Source organism: Oscillospiraceae bacterium CM (genome assembly GCA_022870705.1).
GTDB lineage: Bacteria > Bacillota > Clostridia > Oscillospirales > Oscillospiraceae > Sporobacter.
Genome location: CP072107.1, coordinates 66,781 through 82,793 on the forward strand (window position 1 = coordinate 66,781; position 16,013 = coordinate 82,793).

At 56.1% G+C, this 16,013-nt stretch carries 11 protein-coding genes; all 11 read right to left on the reverse strand.

Features of this window, described 5'->3' with window-relative positions; all coding sequences use genetic code 11:
- Positions 1-45: 45 nt before the first annotated feature.
- Positions 46-1,290 carry an adenosylhomocysteinase gene (locus IZU99_00355; GenBank protein UOO37753.1) on the reverse strand — a complete coding sequence of 415 codons (1,245 nt, stop codon included), beginning with the start codon at positions 1,288-1,290 and terminating at the stop codon, positions 46-48.
- Positions 1,287-2,564 carry an amidohydrolase gene (locus tag IZU99_00360; GenBank protein UOO37754.1) on the reverse strand — a complete coding sequence of 426 codons (1,278 nt, stop codon included), beginning with the start codon at positions 2,562-2,564 and terminating at the stop codon, positions 1,287-1,289. The genes IZU99_00355 and IZU99_00360 overlap by 4 nt, the downstream gene beginning before the upstream one ends.
- A gap of 159 nt (positions 2,565-2,723) precedes the next feature.
- On the reverse strand, positions 2,724-2,996 hold the full coding sequence (locus IZU99_00365) for a translation initiation factor 2 (GenBank protein UOO37755.1): 273 nt from the start codon (positions 2,994-2,996) through the stop codon (positions 2,724-2,726).
- Positions 2,997-3,075: 79 nt separating this feature from the next.
- The gene (locus IZU99_00370) at positions 3,076-5,427 is read right to left on the reverse strand and encodes a SpoIIE family protein phosphatase (GenBank protein ID UOO37756.1); all 2,352 of its coding nucleotides are present in this window, start codon (positions 5,425-5,427) and stop codon (positions 3,076-3,078) included.
- A gap of 257 nt (positions 5,428-5,684) precedes the next feature.
- Complete coding sequence (htpG, locus tag IZU99_00375) at positions 5,685-7,601, reverse strand: molecular chaperone HtpG (protein ID UOO37757.1); 1,917 nt, start codon at positions 7,599-7,601, stop codon at positions 5,685-5,687.
- Between the two features lie 152 nt (positions 7,602-7,753).
- Entirely contained in the window at positions 7,754-8,782 is a 1,029-nt protein-coding gene (gene mreB / locus IZU99_00380; protein ID UOO37758.1) for a rod shape-determining protein MreB, read from the reverse strand.
- A 114-nt stretch (positions 8,783-8,896) separates the two neighbouring features.
- A complete protein-coding gene (locus IZU99_00385) occupies positions 8,897-9,550 on the reverse strand; it encodes a ComF family protein (GenBank protein ID UOO37759.1) in 654 nt (217 codons plus the stop codon).
- Positions 9,551-9,612: 62 nt separating this feature from the next.
- A complete protein-coding gene (locus tag IZU99_00390; protein ID UOO37760.1) occupies positions 9,613-11,820 on the reverse strand; it encodes an ATP-dependent RecD-like DNA helicase in 2,208 nt (735 codons plus the stop codon).
- A 72-nt stretch (positions 11,821-11,892) separates the two neighbouring features.
- Positions 11,893-13,164, reverse strand: coding sequence for a competence/damage-inducible protein A (locus IZU99_00395; GenBank protein ID UOO37761.1), 1,272 nt, complete (start codon positions 13,162-13,164; stop codon positions 11,893-11,895).
- An 82-nt stretch (positions 13,165-13,246) separates the two neighbouring features.
- Positions 13,247-14,422: a tRNA 4-thiouridine(8) synthase ThiI gene (thiI, locus tag IZU99_00400; protein UOO37762.1), complete on the reverse strand. Its 1,176-nt coding sequence runs from the start codon at positions 14,420-14,422 to the stop codon at positions 13,247-13,249.
- A 56-nt stretch (positions 14,423-14,478) separates the two neighbouring features.
- Positions 14,479-15,999: a YifB family Mg chelatase-like AAA ATPase gene (locus tag IZU99_00405; protein ID UOO37763.1), complete on the reverse strand. Its 1,521-nt coding sequence runs from the start codon at positions 15,997-15,999 to the stop codon at positions 14,479-14,481.
- Positions 16,000-16,013 lie beyond the last annotated feature (14 nt).

Here is a 16,013-nt window from a genome sequence, read left to right on the forward strand (position 1 = left end):
AAGATAGGATGATTGATACAAGCTCATTAATACCGACAGTGCAGCTTAGACGTTCCAGCTGGATAGGTATTCCCGCTGCTGCTCTGTCAGCGCATCAATCGAAAGACCGCAGGCGGCAAGCTTCATTTTTGCAACCGCCGTATCGATTTCCACCGGTACCGCGTGGACACCGGGCACGAGCTTATCCCTGTTATCGGCAAGGAATTTGGCGCTAAGCGCCTGGATGGCGAAGCTCATGTCCATGATTTCAACGGGGTGCCCATCCCCGGAGGCGAGATTAACGAGCCGCCCCTCAGCCAAAACAAAGATCGTCCGCCCGTTTTCGAGCGCATATCCCATGATGTTCGGCTTTTGCTCAGCCTTATTGACGGCGTGCTGATCAAGCCATGCCACGTCAACCTCGACATTGAAGTGACCGGCGTTGCATAAAACGGCGCCGTCCTTCATGTTGTTGAAATGCTCCGGCGTGATAACGCCGCTGCAGCCTGTCGCTGTGATGAACAGGTCGCCGATTTCGGCAGCCATTGCCATCGGCATGACATCAAAGCCGTCCATCATCGCCTCGAGCGCTTTGACGGGGTCGATTTCCGTGACGACGACGCGTGCGCCGAAGCCTTTGGCGCGCATGGCGATCCCCTTGCCGCACCAGCCATATCCGGCGACAACGACGGTTTTCCCGGCGACGACAAGATTCGTCGTACGGTTGATGCCGTCTAAAACGGATTGGCCCGTCCCGTAGCGGTTATCAAAAAGATATTTGCACTGGGCGTTGTTAACGGTAATCATCGGGAATTTGAGCGTCTTCTCGCGGGCCATCGCATTAAGACGGACAACGCCTGTTGTCGTCTCCTCGCAACCGCCGAGTATGCCCGGGATGAGATGCTGAAGTTTTGTATGTACCAAACCGACGAGGTCGCCACCGTCGTCAATGATGATATTGGGGCCCGACGCGAGGGCGGCGACGAGATGGCGCTCATATTCCGCGGCCTTCACGCCGTGGACGGCGTAGATATCCATCCCGCCGGCAGCCAGCGCCGCGGCGACGTCATCCTGCGTGGAGAGCGGGTTGCAGCCGGTCACATGCATTTCGGCGCCGGCGTTTTGCAGCATCCGGCACAGGCAGGCTGTTTTGGCCTCCATGTGGACGGACAGCGTTATTTTAAGGCCGCGAAACGGTTTTGACACGGACAGTTCCCTATCAAGGGCGTTGAGCAGCGGCATGTTCCGAAGCGCCCAGGCGATTTTCTTCTCGCCCGATGGGGCGAGGGCAATATCGCGAATATCACTCATCGTGTTCCGATCCTTTCACAGACGCGGCTGACTTCATGGAGGACCCGATCACGGTCAATCGTCAGAAAGCGCCTGTTTTCCATTAATATTTTCCCGCCGACAAGGACGGTTTCGACCTCCGAGCCGTTCATTGAATAGGCCAGCGCCGCCACGGGGTCATTCAGGGGTTGGAGGTTCGGACGGTCGAGGTCGATAATCGCGAGGTCCGCCGCCATCCCCGGTTTGATGGCGCCGACGTTTGTCAGACCGAGCGCCCGGGCACCGTTGATTGTCGCAATTTGTAAGCCTTCACGAGCCGTGACCGCCTGCGGGTCGCCCGTCGTTCCCTTATGAAGCGCCGTGAGAAAGGCGAGCTCACGGAACATGTTGAGTGTGTTATTACTGGCGGGGCCGTCCGTCCCGAGCGCCACGTTAATACCCGCCTTCAGCATTTTTGGAATTGGCGCGATGCCGTTGGCAAGCTTTAAATTGCTGACTGGATTCGTTGCAACGGACACCCCGCAGCGTGCTAAGAGGGCGATATCGTCATCCGTCAAATAGACGCAGTGGGCCGCAACGGTCTTATCCGACAAAAGACCCGTTTTGTCATAGAGTTCCGGCGGCGTGCAGCCATAAGAAGCGCGAATTGCCGCCATCTCGGACTGGCTTTCGGACAGATGCGTGTGAATGCGTACGCCAAGACGGTGCGCTTCTTCGGCAACTTCCTTTTGATAGATATCATCGCACGTATATGGTGCGTGCGGCGCCAGCATAAAGCTGATGTTGTTATAGCCACGCCATTTTTCAATCTCCGTCTTTGCCTCGTGTAATCGCTGCGCGCCGCCCGCGGCGTTTTCCCGGTCACCGACAAGCCCGCGCGACAAAACGGCGCGCATACCGCTGTCATAGACGGCCTGAGCCGCCGCGTCAACAAAAATATACATGTCGTTAAAGGCTGTCGTACCCGTTGAGAGCATTTCCATGATGCCGAGCAGTGAGCCCCAGTAGCAGTCCTCATGTGTCAGCTGGTCTTCCAACGGCAGAATGCGGCCGAAAAGCCAGTCATGAAACGTCAGGTCGTCGGCGACGTTGCGGAAAAGCGTCATATAGGCGTGGGTGTGCGCGTTTATAAGGCCCGGAATGAGCATTTTGCCGGAGCCGAGGATTGTTTTTTCCGCACGGAAGTCTTTCGGAACGTCGCCGACAGCCGTGATGACGCCGTTTTCAACGGCAACGGAGCAGACAGCCGCGCCCTCGGGCAGGATCGCGAGGATATCTCGGATTAATACCGACATGTGACGCCCTCCAACATTTTTTGCTTTTTAACTATACCACCCGCGCCCCTTGTTGACAAGCCGGAAGACACAGCCCCTTTTCAATAGCTTTCAATGATAACCGGCATTGACAAGAAAAGCGGCGTCGTCATCACAGACGGCGCCGCTTATGGCGGAAGACTATATAACAAACTGTGTCAAAACCCAGATGAGCGCCGTAAATGCCGCGCCCAAAGCGGCAAAGGCCGGGGCGGGCAATTTTGATAAGAAAGACTTTTTCAGGTGAACGCGAATATAACGGTCGGCTACCGCCTGCGCCTGCCGGACGATCTCATCGCCCGTTACGCCGCCTGCGCGGAGCGCTTCCTCCTTGACGATGAAGATTGCTTCGTCAAACAGATGCAGGCCCGGAGACTTGATAACGATGACACGACGGGATACACCTTTTACCACTTTAAATCACACTCCTAGACGATTTGCTAAAATTTTGCCCGATTCAGGAGTGGAATATACAGGTAAACGACGCGGTTAATTAAACGCGCTCGGCCATTTGAATGGCAATGACCGTCATATCGTCTTCGACGCCGTATTTCTCCGTCGCCGCACGGACGATGGAGGCGGCGAGGTCCTTTGGCGTATCCCCGGAAAATTTTGAAATAAGATCGCACAACCAGCCGTCCTCGGGGTCAGCCGTCACCCCATCGCTGACGATGACGGCAACGGAACCGGGCTTAAGCGCCATTTTCAGTTGATCCGGCGCGTCGTGGGGCGGCAGGCCGAGACCGGCGGCCAGGCTTTTGCCCTTCATCCGGCGCACCCCGCGGCCGTTTCGGAGGTACGATGGGGCCGCGCCGTATTTAAACAGGCGCGCATCGCCAGTAAAAAGGTTGATGCACACAAGGTCAACCGTTGCACAGCCAATATCATCCTCATTTTTCAGAAGCATCAGGTCGTTGAGCATCCGCACGGCCGTTTCGGGCGCGACGCCGGAACGCAAAAAGCGCTCCAAAATCCGAACGGTGTCTCCGGCGTATTGAGCGGCCTCCGCGCCGGTACCCATGCCGTCGGACAAAATCACGTATAAGAGCCCCTCGTCTGTTTTGAAATAGGCGCCTTTATCGCCGCTCTGCCCTTTTTCGTTTTTCTTTTTAGAGGAAATGCCGACGGCGGCTGCCAATGGTTCCGCCTCAAGCAGATAAAGCCTGTCGACCGCGGAAACCGTCTCGGCGGTGCATAAGCGGACATTTAAAACGGCAGAGAGCTTTTCCAAATAGTCTGGAATTTTTTTGATTGTCACGGCGTTGGCACCGAATAATTCGGCGTGCAATCGACCGGCTCGGTCACGAAAAACGGCTGTTTCGGCCTGAATGTTGAGGCTTCTGAGATACTTACGCAGCCTATTTTCAAGCTCCGGTTCAAAGCTCGTGCCGCTGCCGAGCTCTTCTGAAATTCCGTTTAATATTGCAGCGACGTCGCCATACTGATGAAACGCGGCATTTTGGTTCTCCTTGAGCCGTTTTCTGAACTGACGGCGGTATAAGAGGCTCTTGAGCTCGGCATTAACGGCGGTGATGAATTCCGACAGATTGACGCACGCGTGCACAAAATAATCCGGCAGGTCCGATTCCAAAAGGCTTCCGCGCTCAAGCATAGCGGGACTTGCGTTATTCATTGCATCAACTGTCGTCTGATAATCCTGATGCCAGCACGTTGACGAGCGAGCGCACGTCAGACAGGCCACCTCGGCAGCTTTATCGAAAACAGAGGCGATGTCCTGATCGTTGCGGCCGACACCGGCAGCCGTCTGTACCGTTTCATACAGCTCTCTGAAGGCGAGCGCCGCCTGCTCGACGCGGCTTTTTGTGTATTCGCGGGATTTTAAAACGCCATAGCCGCCGCTTGTCCCCGGGATGAGGACGGAAAGTCTTGCCATAAACGACGGCGGCAGCAGCATAAAGACGACGGAGGCGATAAAGGTCTCATATAAAATGGCCGGAACGGCGGCGTTGCCAAGCGATACCGCCGCCGCGCAGGCGTCAACAAGAATATACGTCATGGCAAATAAGAGTCGGCGCCGCCTTGAAAAAATCCCTGCGATGAGGCCTGAGAGCCCATAAACCGTACAGAATATGGGCGAAACGCTCGTCGATGCGTCCATTGCCAGCCCGACGGCAAGGCCGGTGGCGCAGCCCATGCCCGCGCCGCCTTTGAAGGCCGCAAGAAAGACAATCAGCGTTGCGGCCGCGCGCCCGATCGAAATAACGCCGAAAAGCTCTAGGTGGGCTAAGGAGATCAGCAGCGTTGACAAGAGGATAAGGATACTGACGGTGTGCGTAATTTCAGCGCCCTGTTCCAAATTGAACCGGCCCGACCACGGGGAGAGCGCAATTTTATAGAAATAAGCGCTGCCGCCGGCCAAAACGATGTCCGTCACAAAAAGTGCCGTTGCGGCGGCAGTCCAGCCAGCGTCGACTGCCGATACGAAGCCGATACAGGCTGTGACAACGGCTGCGATAACCGGCATAAACCAATCGGTCTGTTTAACTTCCGTATCGCGGAACACCATCGCGGCCGTCGTCACAATAACCGCGATGGATATGTATTTGACCGCCCAGAAAAACGACCCTGAAAGCAGATAGCCAATAATGGCGCCGAACAGCGCGGCAAAACCCGTGACGCCGGCACCGGATGCCGCCGTCAGCCCGACGGCAAACGGCGCGACAGCGCCAAAAATCTGCGAGCCGGATAATACAAATGCCAGCGCAAAGCGGACGAGACACTCGGCCGCCAAGGCCTTGTCCGCTTTGAAGACCTTGAGAGCCGCGCCCCCCTGAAGATCCGTTTTGATCGCGCTCAGCCGCTGCCGCAGGTCGTTACCGGTCATAATCATCGTCCTCTCAGATGGGCATAAAATGCACCAGGTCGTCATAAAATAGTAATTTCATTCTAGAAGACACCCGATGAAAATACGGTCAAACAGTGGCGCTGGCGGCTGTAACATTGCGTCGGGAAATACTCGGAAATGCAAAAGAAACAGCCCGAAGCCAAATGGCGTCGGGCTGTTTGCAGGCGCTGCTGTATCAAGGTTACATAATATTTATCGCATGTTCCGTTTTGCTTAAAGAGAAGGGATGCACGCTGTCAGATCATGAGCTCGGCGACAAGTGCGGCAAAGCGCGCCGGGTCCTCCGGCGTGAGCCCGGCCAAAAGCTCGGCCTGGCCATAAAGCAGCTCGGCATATTTTTTTGCCTTGTCCCGATCGTGATCAACAGCATCCTTCAGCGCTAAAAAGACGGGGTGGCTGGCGTTAAGCTCAAGGACGCGCTCGGCCTTCATAAGACCGGCCTCCTCATTCGGCATCATGGCAAAATAGCGCTCCATTTCGAAGCTGACACCGCCCTGCGTCGTCAGGCAGACGGGGTGGCTTTTGAGCTTGTGAGAAAGCTTGGCCGAGACGATTTTGCCGTTTAGGCTTTCCCCGACAAAATCAAGCACATCTTTGTTGTCGGCCTCTAGCTTGTCGGCTGAGGCTTTCTCCGTCTCCGTCTCAAGGCCGAGGTCATCATCGTTGACGGAGCGGAATTCCTTCCCATCGACTTTCATCAGCGCCCGGACGACGAACTCGTCAACCCGGTCCGTCAGATAGAGGATGGCAAAGCCTCTGTCACGGAGGCTCTCAGCCTGCGGGAGCTTATCAAGCGCCGCGGCGCTTTCGCCGGTGGCATAGTAGATGTATTTTTGCGCCTCCGGCATATTCTTAATGTATTCCGAGAAGGTAATATTCTTTTCGGCAATCGTTGAATAAAAGAGGAGCATCTCCGAAAACGCATCGCGGCTGGCGCCATATTCGTTCAAAACACCGTATTTAAGCTGCAGGCCGAAACTTTTAAAGAAGCTCTCATATTTGTCGCGGTCGTTTTCCAAAAGGCGCTTGAGCTCGGCCTTGATTTTCTTGTCTAGATTCATCGCGATGACACGGAGCTGGCGGTCATGCTGCAGCAGCTCGCGGGAAATGTTCAGCGACAGGTCCTGTGAATCGACGACACCGCGGACAAAGCGAAAATGCTCCGGCAGCAGGTCGGCGCAGTGCTCCATAATCATAACGCCCGATGTGTAGAGCTGCAGGCCCGCTTTATAGTCGCGCGTGTAATAGTCATACGGCGCTTTAGCCGGGATGAACAGCATCGCTTTATAGCTGACTGCACCCTCTGCGCTGACACGGATGACGGAGACAGGGTCGTCCATGTCGTAAAACTTCTCCTTATAGAATTGGGCGCACGCCTCGTCGGTGACGTCGCCTTTAGCGCGCTGCCAGATTGGAATACGGCTGTTGACGACTTCTTTTTCGATGTAGTCCTCCCAGACCATTTTTTTCTTGCCGTCCTGATCGGTTTCCGGCCCCTCAACCTGCCGACTTTTCGTCACATCCATGACGATCGGCCAGCGGATATAATCGGAATACTTTTTGATGATCCGATGCAGCGTTTCCTCTTCCAGATAATCGCCGTAGTGCTCATCATCCTCATCGGGCTTCATTTCGATGATGATATCTGTGCCGGCCGTTTCTTTGTCACAGGGGGTGATCGAATACCCGTCCGACCCGGCGGAAACCCACATGTTGGCTGAAGATGCCCCGTATGCCCGCGAGATGACCGTGACTGTTGAGGCTACCATGAACGCCGAGTAAAAGCCGACGCCGAACTGGCCGATGATGTCAACGTCATCCGCCGCGTTATCACCCATCTCCTTTTTAAACTGGAGCGAGCCGCTGCGCGCGATGACGCCGAGGTTGGACTCCAGCTCTTCCGCCGTCATGCCGATGCCGTTATCGGAAACGGTGAGCGTGCGCTTTTCTTTGTCGACGGTGATGTCGATTTTGAAATCGTCGCGCGTCAGACCGACCTTGTCGTCCGTCAAAGAGACGTAACAGAGCTTGTCAATGGCGTCGGATGCGTTGGAAATGATTTCACGCAGGAATATTTCCTTATGCGTGTAAATTGAGTGGACCATCAGGTCGAGCAGCCGTTTTGATTCGGATTTAAATTGTTTTTTTGCCATAAAAATAACCTCCTAGTGACATCGGTAACGTTTAACTTCACGGGGCAATCCTGTAAGGATTGTGCCGCTGCGTATCAAAATGGCGGGAGCATGTCCCGCCATTTGGCGCTATACCTTCATTATAATGAATAAACCATATTTCGGCAAGTGGGCTAGGCCTTCATCTGCCGCCGCCGCGCGAGGTTAATCGTCCCCTCGTGCATGTCGCCAACGAGATCAAGCGATTTGCCGACCCCATAGCCGACGCACATTTCCGCGTCGTCAGCAATCCGCGTTTGAATATTCGTGCGGCTTTCAATGAGCTTGTCGAACCCCCATAAAAGACTCCCGCCGCCTGTCAAAACGATCCCGTTTTGCGAGACGTCGGCCACAAGCTCCGGCGGTGTGTTTTCCAGAACACGGTGAACCATCTCAAGAATGCCCTCGGTGACCTCTTCAAAAGCTTCGAGAATTTCCGTTGAGCTGATGGAAACGATCCGTGGCAGGCCGGTCATCAGGCAGCGCCCCTTAACGTCAACAGTCGTCGATTCGGGGCGTGGGAAAACGCAGCCAATGCTTTTTTTAAGCTCCTCGGCCGTATTGTCGCCAATAAGAACGTTGTGCTTGCGGCGGATGTATTTAACAATGGCGTCGTCAAACGCGGCGCCGCCCGCTTTGATGGAATCCGACTCGACAACGCCGGATAGCGAGAGGATGGCGGCATCCGTTGTTCCGCCGCCGATATCAACGACCATATGACCGTCCGGTTTTGAGATGTCAAGCCCGGCACCGACGGCCGCCGCGAGCGGGGCTTCCATCAGGTAGACTTTGCGGGCACCGGCCTCAATGCCGGCATCAATGACGGCGCGTTCCTCAACCTCCGTGATGCCGGAAGAGACGGAGATGATGACGCGCGGCTTGAACAGGCTGAAATTGACGGCTTTGCGGATGAGCTCGCGGAGCATGCGCTCGGCCATGTCGTAATCGGAAATGGCCCCGTTGCGCATCGGCCTGATGGCAACGATGTTGCCAGGCGTTCTGCCGAGCATACGCTGCGCCGCCATACCGACGTTCAGAAGACGGCCTGTATTTTTATCCATCGCCACGACGGACGGCTCCCGCGATAAAACACCCTTGCCGTTTGCTGTGACCATCACCGAAGTCGTACCGAGGTCGACTCCGATATCTCTACCAAAAAGCATGACAAACCCCCAAATAAGTACAGATGCGCCGACGCGCCGTTGAAATGGACGACAAAAGCCTCAGTAGTTAAGTATAGACGCAAATGAAAGACTCAAACCGTCCGCGCCGGGAATTTATGTGGCGCGGGCCAGCGCTGCGCCAACGACGGATTCTGCCCCCGCTAATAAAAGCGTCCGCGCGCATTCCGATAGCGTTGAGCCTGTTGTAATAATATCGTCAATAATTAAAATGCGTTTACCGCATACAAGCTCATGATCTTTAACGTCGTAAACGCCGATGACGTTGGCGCGCCGTGTCTCCCCGCCGGTTAGGGAGGATTGGGCCGGGATGTTGGCGTTTTTAACGAGTGTTTCCGCAGCGACGTCGCCAAGCGCTAATGCGGCGGCACAGGCTAAGAGCATGGCCTGATCGTATCCGCGCTCCCGCTCGCGATTCCGGCTGAGCGGAACCCATGTAATGAGATCAAATTTCCCCGCGAGATTATCCCGGATGCAGGCTGCAAGAAGCTTGCCGTAGCAGTCGGCATAAGCGGCCGCACCTTTGAATTTATATCGATGGATGGATTTGCGGACCATGCCAGCATAAAAAAGCGGTGAGACGCATTCGTCAAAATAGTTGCCCTTTTGGCTGACGTCGGCAGCCTTCGTAAACGGCAGCGTCTTGGCGCAGGCGTCGCAGCAGCACACCTCGCCGTTCTTGAAGTGCTTTCCGCAGAAAATGCACTTTGGCGGAAATAAAAGATCAAGAATTTCAGACAAAAAACGCATCCGGAACCGCTCCTTTCGTTTCATCCGAATTGCGGAGATGGCCGAAAATGCCGCCGAAATGATTACAAAGGCCCGGACAGCCGCGCGCGAAGGCCGCTGTAGCGCTTCTGCCGCCTGTCGTTTGCAACCATCGTCTCAAAAACGGCCTGGTCGCCAACGATGATGAGAAGCTCTCTGGCCCGCGTGACGGCGGTGTATAGGACGCTGCGCACGAGAAGCTGTGGCGCACCGGCGGCGGCTGCTAATATAACGGCGCGGTATTCACTGCCCTGTGATTTATGGACGGTCAGCGCGTACGCTGGCTCAAGCTCCGATAGCTGCTCAAAGAGATATGTCACAATTTTGTCGTCGAAATCGACAGATAGTGTCTCACGGGCGAAGTCAATATCCAGAATGCATCCGATGTCACCGTTGAAGACGCCGGTGCCGACGGTGAGGCCGCCGTCACTTTTCCATAGTATATCATAATTATTGCGAATTTGCATAACTTTGTCACCCTCGCGGAAGACAAAGTCGCCGAAGGATTTCTCTTTTTTGCCCGGAGAAGGCGGGTTGAGCACTTCCTGCAGCCGCCTGTTTATGTTTTCCGTCCCCGCTTTGTTTTTTCGTGTCGGAGAGAGAACCTGAATTTGCGCGGGGGAAACGCCCATGTTTTTCGGCAGCCGCTCGGCACACAAATCGACAATTGTCTCAACCGTGCGCTCGGCAGATGGGCGGCGGAGAAAAAAGAAGTCATGCGTTTTTTCGGACAGATCGGGAACGAGGCCCTTGTTAATCATGTGTGCGCTTTTAATGATGCCGCTCTCACCGGCTTGGCGGAAAATTTCAGACAGGGCAACCGTCTCGACGGCGCCGCTGCGGATGATATCGGAGAACACGTTGCCAGGACCGACAGAGGGGAGCTGGTCGGCGTCCCCGACAAGGACAAGGCGACACGCCGCCGGGAGCGCCGATAAAAGAGCGCGCATCAGGAGGATATCGACCATTGACGTTTCGTCAACCACAACAGCGTCGGCATCAAGCGGGTTTGTCTCGTCGTATTCGAAAACTAGGCCGTCGCCCTCACCGACGCCGGCACCCAAAAGGCGGTGAATCGTCGCCGCCTCGCGGCCAGTGACCTCGCTCATGCGTTTGGCAGCGCGGCCGGTCGGCGCGCAAAGGCGTGTTTTAAGGCCGAGATTGTCAAACAAGGCGAGTATGCCGTTAACAGCCGTTGTCTTCCCGGTACCGGGGCCGCCCGTTAAGACGAGGACACGGCTTTTGAGTGCCAGCGCCACAGCCCGTTTCTGCTCGGCGGCATAACGAAGATTCTGCGCGCGTTCCACCGCCGCGATGAGCGCGTTAATATCCACACAGTCGTCTGTTTCGGGCGCTGCCGCTGCCAGCAGGCGGGTGGCAACAGACCGCTCGGCCTGGGCAAGCGGCTCTAAATAGCATGCGTCCTGCCCGGCGATGGGCTCGCGCACGATATAGCCGCTTTCGCACAGTGCGTCAAGCGCGTCGGTGATCGTTTGATTCTCAACGTCAATCAGCTGCTGCGTTGCCGAGACAAGCTTATCAAACGGCAAAAAGGTGTGGCCATTATTAAGATTGTGCTCTAATTCGAATAAAACGGCCGCCTCGGCACGTGCTGGGCAGTCGCTGTCAAAACCGAGGGCGAGCGCCACAGCATCCGCTTCAAAAAAATCGGCCCCGAAATCAGAACTTGTCATGATGTATGGATTATCCCGAACGGCGTCAAGCGCGTCGTCCCCAAACGTTTTGTAAAGCCGGACGGCGATTACCGGCTTGAGGCCGTATGCCGACAAGAATTCCATTAAGCGCCGCAGGCCGACCTGACGCCGAAAGGACGCGCCGACCTCGCGCGCTCTTTTAGACGTAATGCCGCGCACCTGCGCGAGCTGATCCGGGTCGTTTTCGATGACCTCCAGTGCTTTGTCCCCAAAGGTATCGACAATGTCGCGCGCCTTGGCCGGGCCGACGTTTTTGATAACGCCGGAGGCCAAATAGGCATAAATAGCCTCGCGGCCGGACGGCATCCGCCGCTCTACGTATTCAGCTTTAAACTGCTCGCCGTAGGCATGATGCGTCGCCCAAACCCCTGTCAGAATAAGGGCCTCGCCGGGATTAATACCGGGCATGCAGCCGACAGCCGTCACCAAGCCGTTATCGGTCTGAAGGCGCAGAACGGCATACCCGTTATCCGTGTTTTGATAGACGAGCGCGGCAACCGTTCCTTCAATTTTTATGTCCTGTCTTTCCTCTTGCACCGTTGGCCCTCCCGGCCCGCGCCGCGCCGCGATTGAAGCACGCAGATGTTTGCGTTTGTCATGCGGGCATGCTTATTGCCCGGAAATCTGTTCGACCGGCAGCCCCGTCAGATACCGACGGAGCATGTCAAGCGCGTGGCTTGCCGCTGTGGTGCGCGTTCTGTCGCGGTCCGGATAGAGCATGAGGCTCCGTGTAAAAACCCCGGCCGGTGCCGCAAGAGCGACAAAAACCGTCCCGACGTCGAGGCCGCTGCCGTCGCCGTCCGGCCCGGCGATGCCGGTGATGCCGATACCAAGGTCCGTGCCGAAAAGCGTTTTGACCCGGATGGCCATCTGCTCGGCAACGTCTTTCGACGCCACGCCCTTTTCTGCAATAAGTGACGCATCGACGCCGAGCACCGATGTTTTTGACGCCGTAGCGTACGTCGTAACGCCGCCGAAAAAGACGCGTGACGCGCCAGGGATATCCGTCAGGCGTTTGGCTAAAAGACCGCCCGTGCACGATTCAGCCGCCGAGAGTGTTGTGCTTTTTTCCGTGAGGAGGGTGATAACCGTTCTTTCCAGACTGTCCGTATCGACGCCGTAAATAATGTCGCCCAAAATATTGCGGAGCTTTTCAAGAACAGGCGCCAGCATCGCTTCCGCCGCGTCTTTTGAAGCGGCCTTCGCCGTCAGGCGGAGCAGCACCTCGCTGTCCTTGGCATAGGGGGCGAGCGTCGGGTTATTCATTTCAAGCATCATATCGCGCAGGCGCGACTCAACAGTGCTTTCGCCCTGACCAAATATGTGGATGTTATGCGAGTGAATCTCCGCGTCGGACAGTGCTTTCAAGTATGGGATCGCACAGTTTTTAAGCATAGCCCGGCATTCGCGCGGAGGGCCGGGCAGCATTAAAACGTGTGTACCCTCGGCCTCAAAGGCGCAGCCGGGGGCCGTGCCGCAGCCATTGTCAAAGATAACGCAGTCTTCCGGCAAATACGCCTGCTGAAAATTGTTTTCCGTCATCTCCATATTCTTAAGCCGCGTCTCGAAATAGGCGCGGATTTTCGCGGCTTCGTTTTCGTTGAAAAGGAGCTTTTTACCGAAGGCATCTGCAAGCGTCTGCTTTGTCAGATCGTCGCACGTCGGGCCGAGGCCGCCCGTTGTGATAATAATATCGGCGCGGTCTTTGGCAATGGCAACGGCCTGTTTGACCCGTTCGGGATTGTCGCCGACAACGGTGTGGAAAAAGACGTTGATGCCGATCTCCGACAGCGCTTGCGACACATCCTGCGCGTCCGTATTGGCAATGCTCCCCAAAAGCAGCTCTGTCCCAACGCTGATAATCTCCGCTGTATATGCCATAGAAAATCCTCCGTTCACGCGGCAGCGTGCCGCGACAGCACCATTTTAAGCAAGAAAACGACGCCCGTCAATGGGGTCGTTTTCACGAAACGTCGACATGTACGTGTTCTGTCCCGTCGAATGCTTCGCTGACGAGGGTGTCGATACAGAGCGCCGCCTCCGCCTTTAAAACGTCGTCAAGACGCGGCTTCGTTTTCGGATGGCGCGGCGTAAACACGGTGCAGCAGTCCTCATACGGGAGAATCGACGTGTCAAACGTGCCGATTTTTTCCGCCATAGCGACAATGTCCTTTTTGTCGAGCCCAATAACGGGACGCAAAACGGGCATCGTGACGCATGCCTGCGTCGCGGCCATGGCCTCCAGGGTTTGGCTCGCGACCTGGCCGAGATTTTCACCCGTGACAAGGGCGCGGCAGCCGTGGTAGTCGGCAAGCTTTTCCGAAAGGCGCATCATGAACCGGCGCATGATGATTGTAAAAAGCTCTTCCGGGCATTTTTCTCGGATCTCTTCCTGAATATGCGTGAGCGGGACAATTTCCAGCGTCATACGCCCGCAGTAGCGCGTTAAGAGCCGCGCGAGCTCAATGACCTTTTCCTTGGCTTGCATCGACGTATATGGAAAGGAGAAAAAATGCACGGGGATGATGTGAACACCACGCTTGGCGATCATATAAGTAGACACGGGGCTGTCAATCCCACCCGATAAGAGCGAAACGGCCCGGCCGTTTGTGCCGACGGGCAGGCCGCCCGCGCCGGGGTCAACAGGCCCGTGGACGTACGCCGCGTAATCGCGCACCTCAAGATGGACGGTAAAGTCCGGCGCGTGCACATCAACCTTGACATGCAGATAAGCGTCGGCCAGTTCACCGCCGACGTACTGCGAGAGCTGAATGGACGTCATCGGAAAACGTTTATCAGCGCGCTTTGTCTCGACCTTAAAGGATTTTGCCCGCGCGAGCGTATCGCCCAGATAGCGTTTGGCCGTCTCTAAAATAGCGTCTTTATCCTTGGCGCACGCGGCGGCACGCGAGACGGCGACAATGCCGAAAATCGTTTTGACGGCATCATATGCCCCGTCCATGTCGCACCGGTCGTTTTGCGGCTCAACGTAAATCGTCGACTGCACGGCGTAAATCTTAAAGTCGCCGAACGGCTTTAAACGTTTTGTGATATTCGCAATGAGCTTGATTTCAAAGCTTCGCCTGTTGAGGCCCTTTAAGACGATTTCGCCTTGTTTGAGGAGTATGATATCTTCCATGCATTATTCCAATCAAAATATTTTGTCGTTGCAGTTATCTTATATGAGCGGGTGTTTTATTCCCCATCCCGGAAATCATAAGTCCTGTACTGGATGGCCTCGGCCAAGTGGGTACGCTCGATGTTTTCACTCTCGGCGAGGTCGGCGATGGTGCGCGCCACGCGTAAAATGCGGTCATACGAGCGGGCGGTGAGACCGAGGCGGCTGTAGGCGTTTTTCATGAGCTTTTCGCAATCGTCGTTTAAGGCGCAGTATTTTTCAAGCTCTTTGGAGCCGATGTAGGCGTTGCACTCGATCCCCGATCCGGCATAGCGTTTTTGCTGTAGCGCGCGGGCAGTGTTGACGCGCGCGCGGATGGCTGCCGACGTTTCGGCCTGCGGCCTGTCCCGCAGTTCTTCATATTCAAGCGACGGCACTTCGATGTGCAGGTCAATGCGGTCGAGGAGCGGGCCAGAGAGGCGCTCGTGATATTTTTTTACAGAGTTCTCGCCGCAGGTGCATCGCCGCGTCGGATGGCCGTACCACCCGCAGCGGCACGGGTTCATCGCGCACACGAGCATAAAGCGACAGGGATACGTAATTGACGCCACGGCGCGCGAGATGGTAACTTGCCCATCCTCGAGCGGCTGGCGCAGAGACTCTAAAACATCGGACGTGAATTCCGGCATCTCGTCTAAAAACAACACGCCGTTGTGGGCAAGGGAAATTTCGCCCGGTTTGGGGTTTGACGTGCCGCCCGCCATTGCCGTTGACGAAACAGTATGGTGCGGCGAGCGAAAGGGGCGCGTTGTGATAATCGGGTTATCGCGGCCTGTCATGCCCATGACGGAATGGATTTCTGTGCATTCAAGCATCTCATCGCGGCTCATGTCCGGCAAAATCGTCGGCAGGCGCTTGGCCAGCATGCTCTTGCCCGCGCCCGGCGGGCCGACGAGGAGGATGTTGTGGCCGCCCGCGGCGGCGACCTCTAAGGCGCGCTTGACGTTATCCTGCCCCTTGACCTCGGAAAAATCCAGCGTCACGGGGTAGACGGCTACCGGCTCAGTCGGCTTTATAGGCGTTATCGGTTCCGTCCCGTCTAGGTGCCTTAAAAGCTGCTCAACGTGTGTGACAGGATAGACCGTGACGCCGGTGGCATATGACGCCTCGGCGGCATTGTCCGCCGGGACAAAGAGCTTAGAGATACTTGCCCGCTCGGCCGCCAGCGCCATCGGCAATGCGCCCGTCACCGGCCGCAGCTCGCCCGAGAGCGAGAGCTCGCCGAAAAAGGCGCTGTCATCCGGGAGGGGATGAATACTCTCGGCCGCCGCGAGGATGCCCAGCAGCACTGGCAAATCATAAACCGTCCCCGCTTTTTTGGTGTTGGCCGGTGCGAGGTTGACCGTGATGCGGCTTATTGGGAATTTGATCCCGACGTTTTTCGTCGCGGCGCGCACACGCTCCCGCGCTTCCTTGACGGCAATATCGGCCAAGCCGACGATATCAAAGCTCGGCAGGCCGCCCGACAAATAGCATTCAACAGAGACCTCGTAGCCGGAAATGCCGCCAAGGCCGAGGGAACGGATTTTTGAAACCATGGAACCGCTCCTTT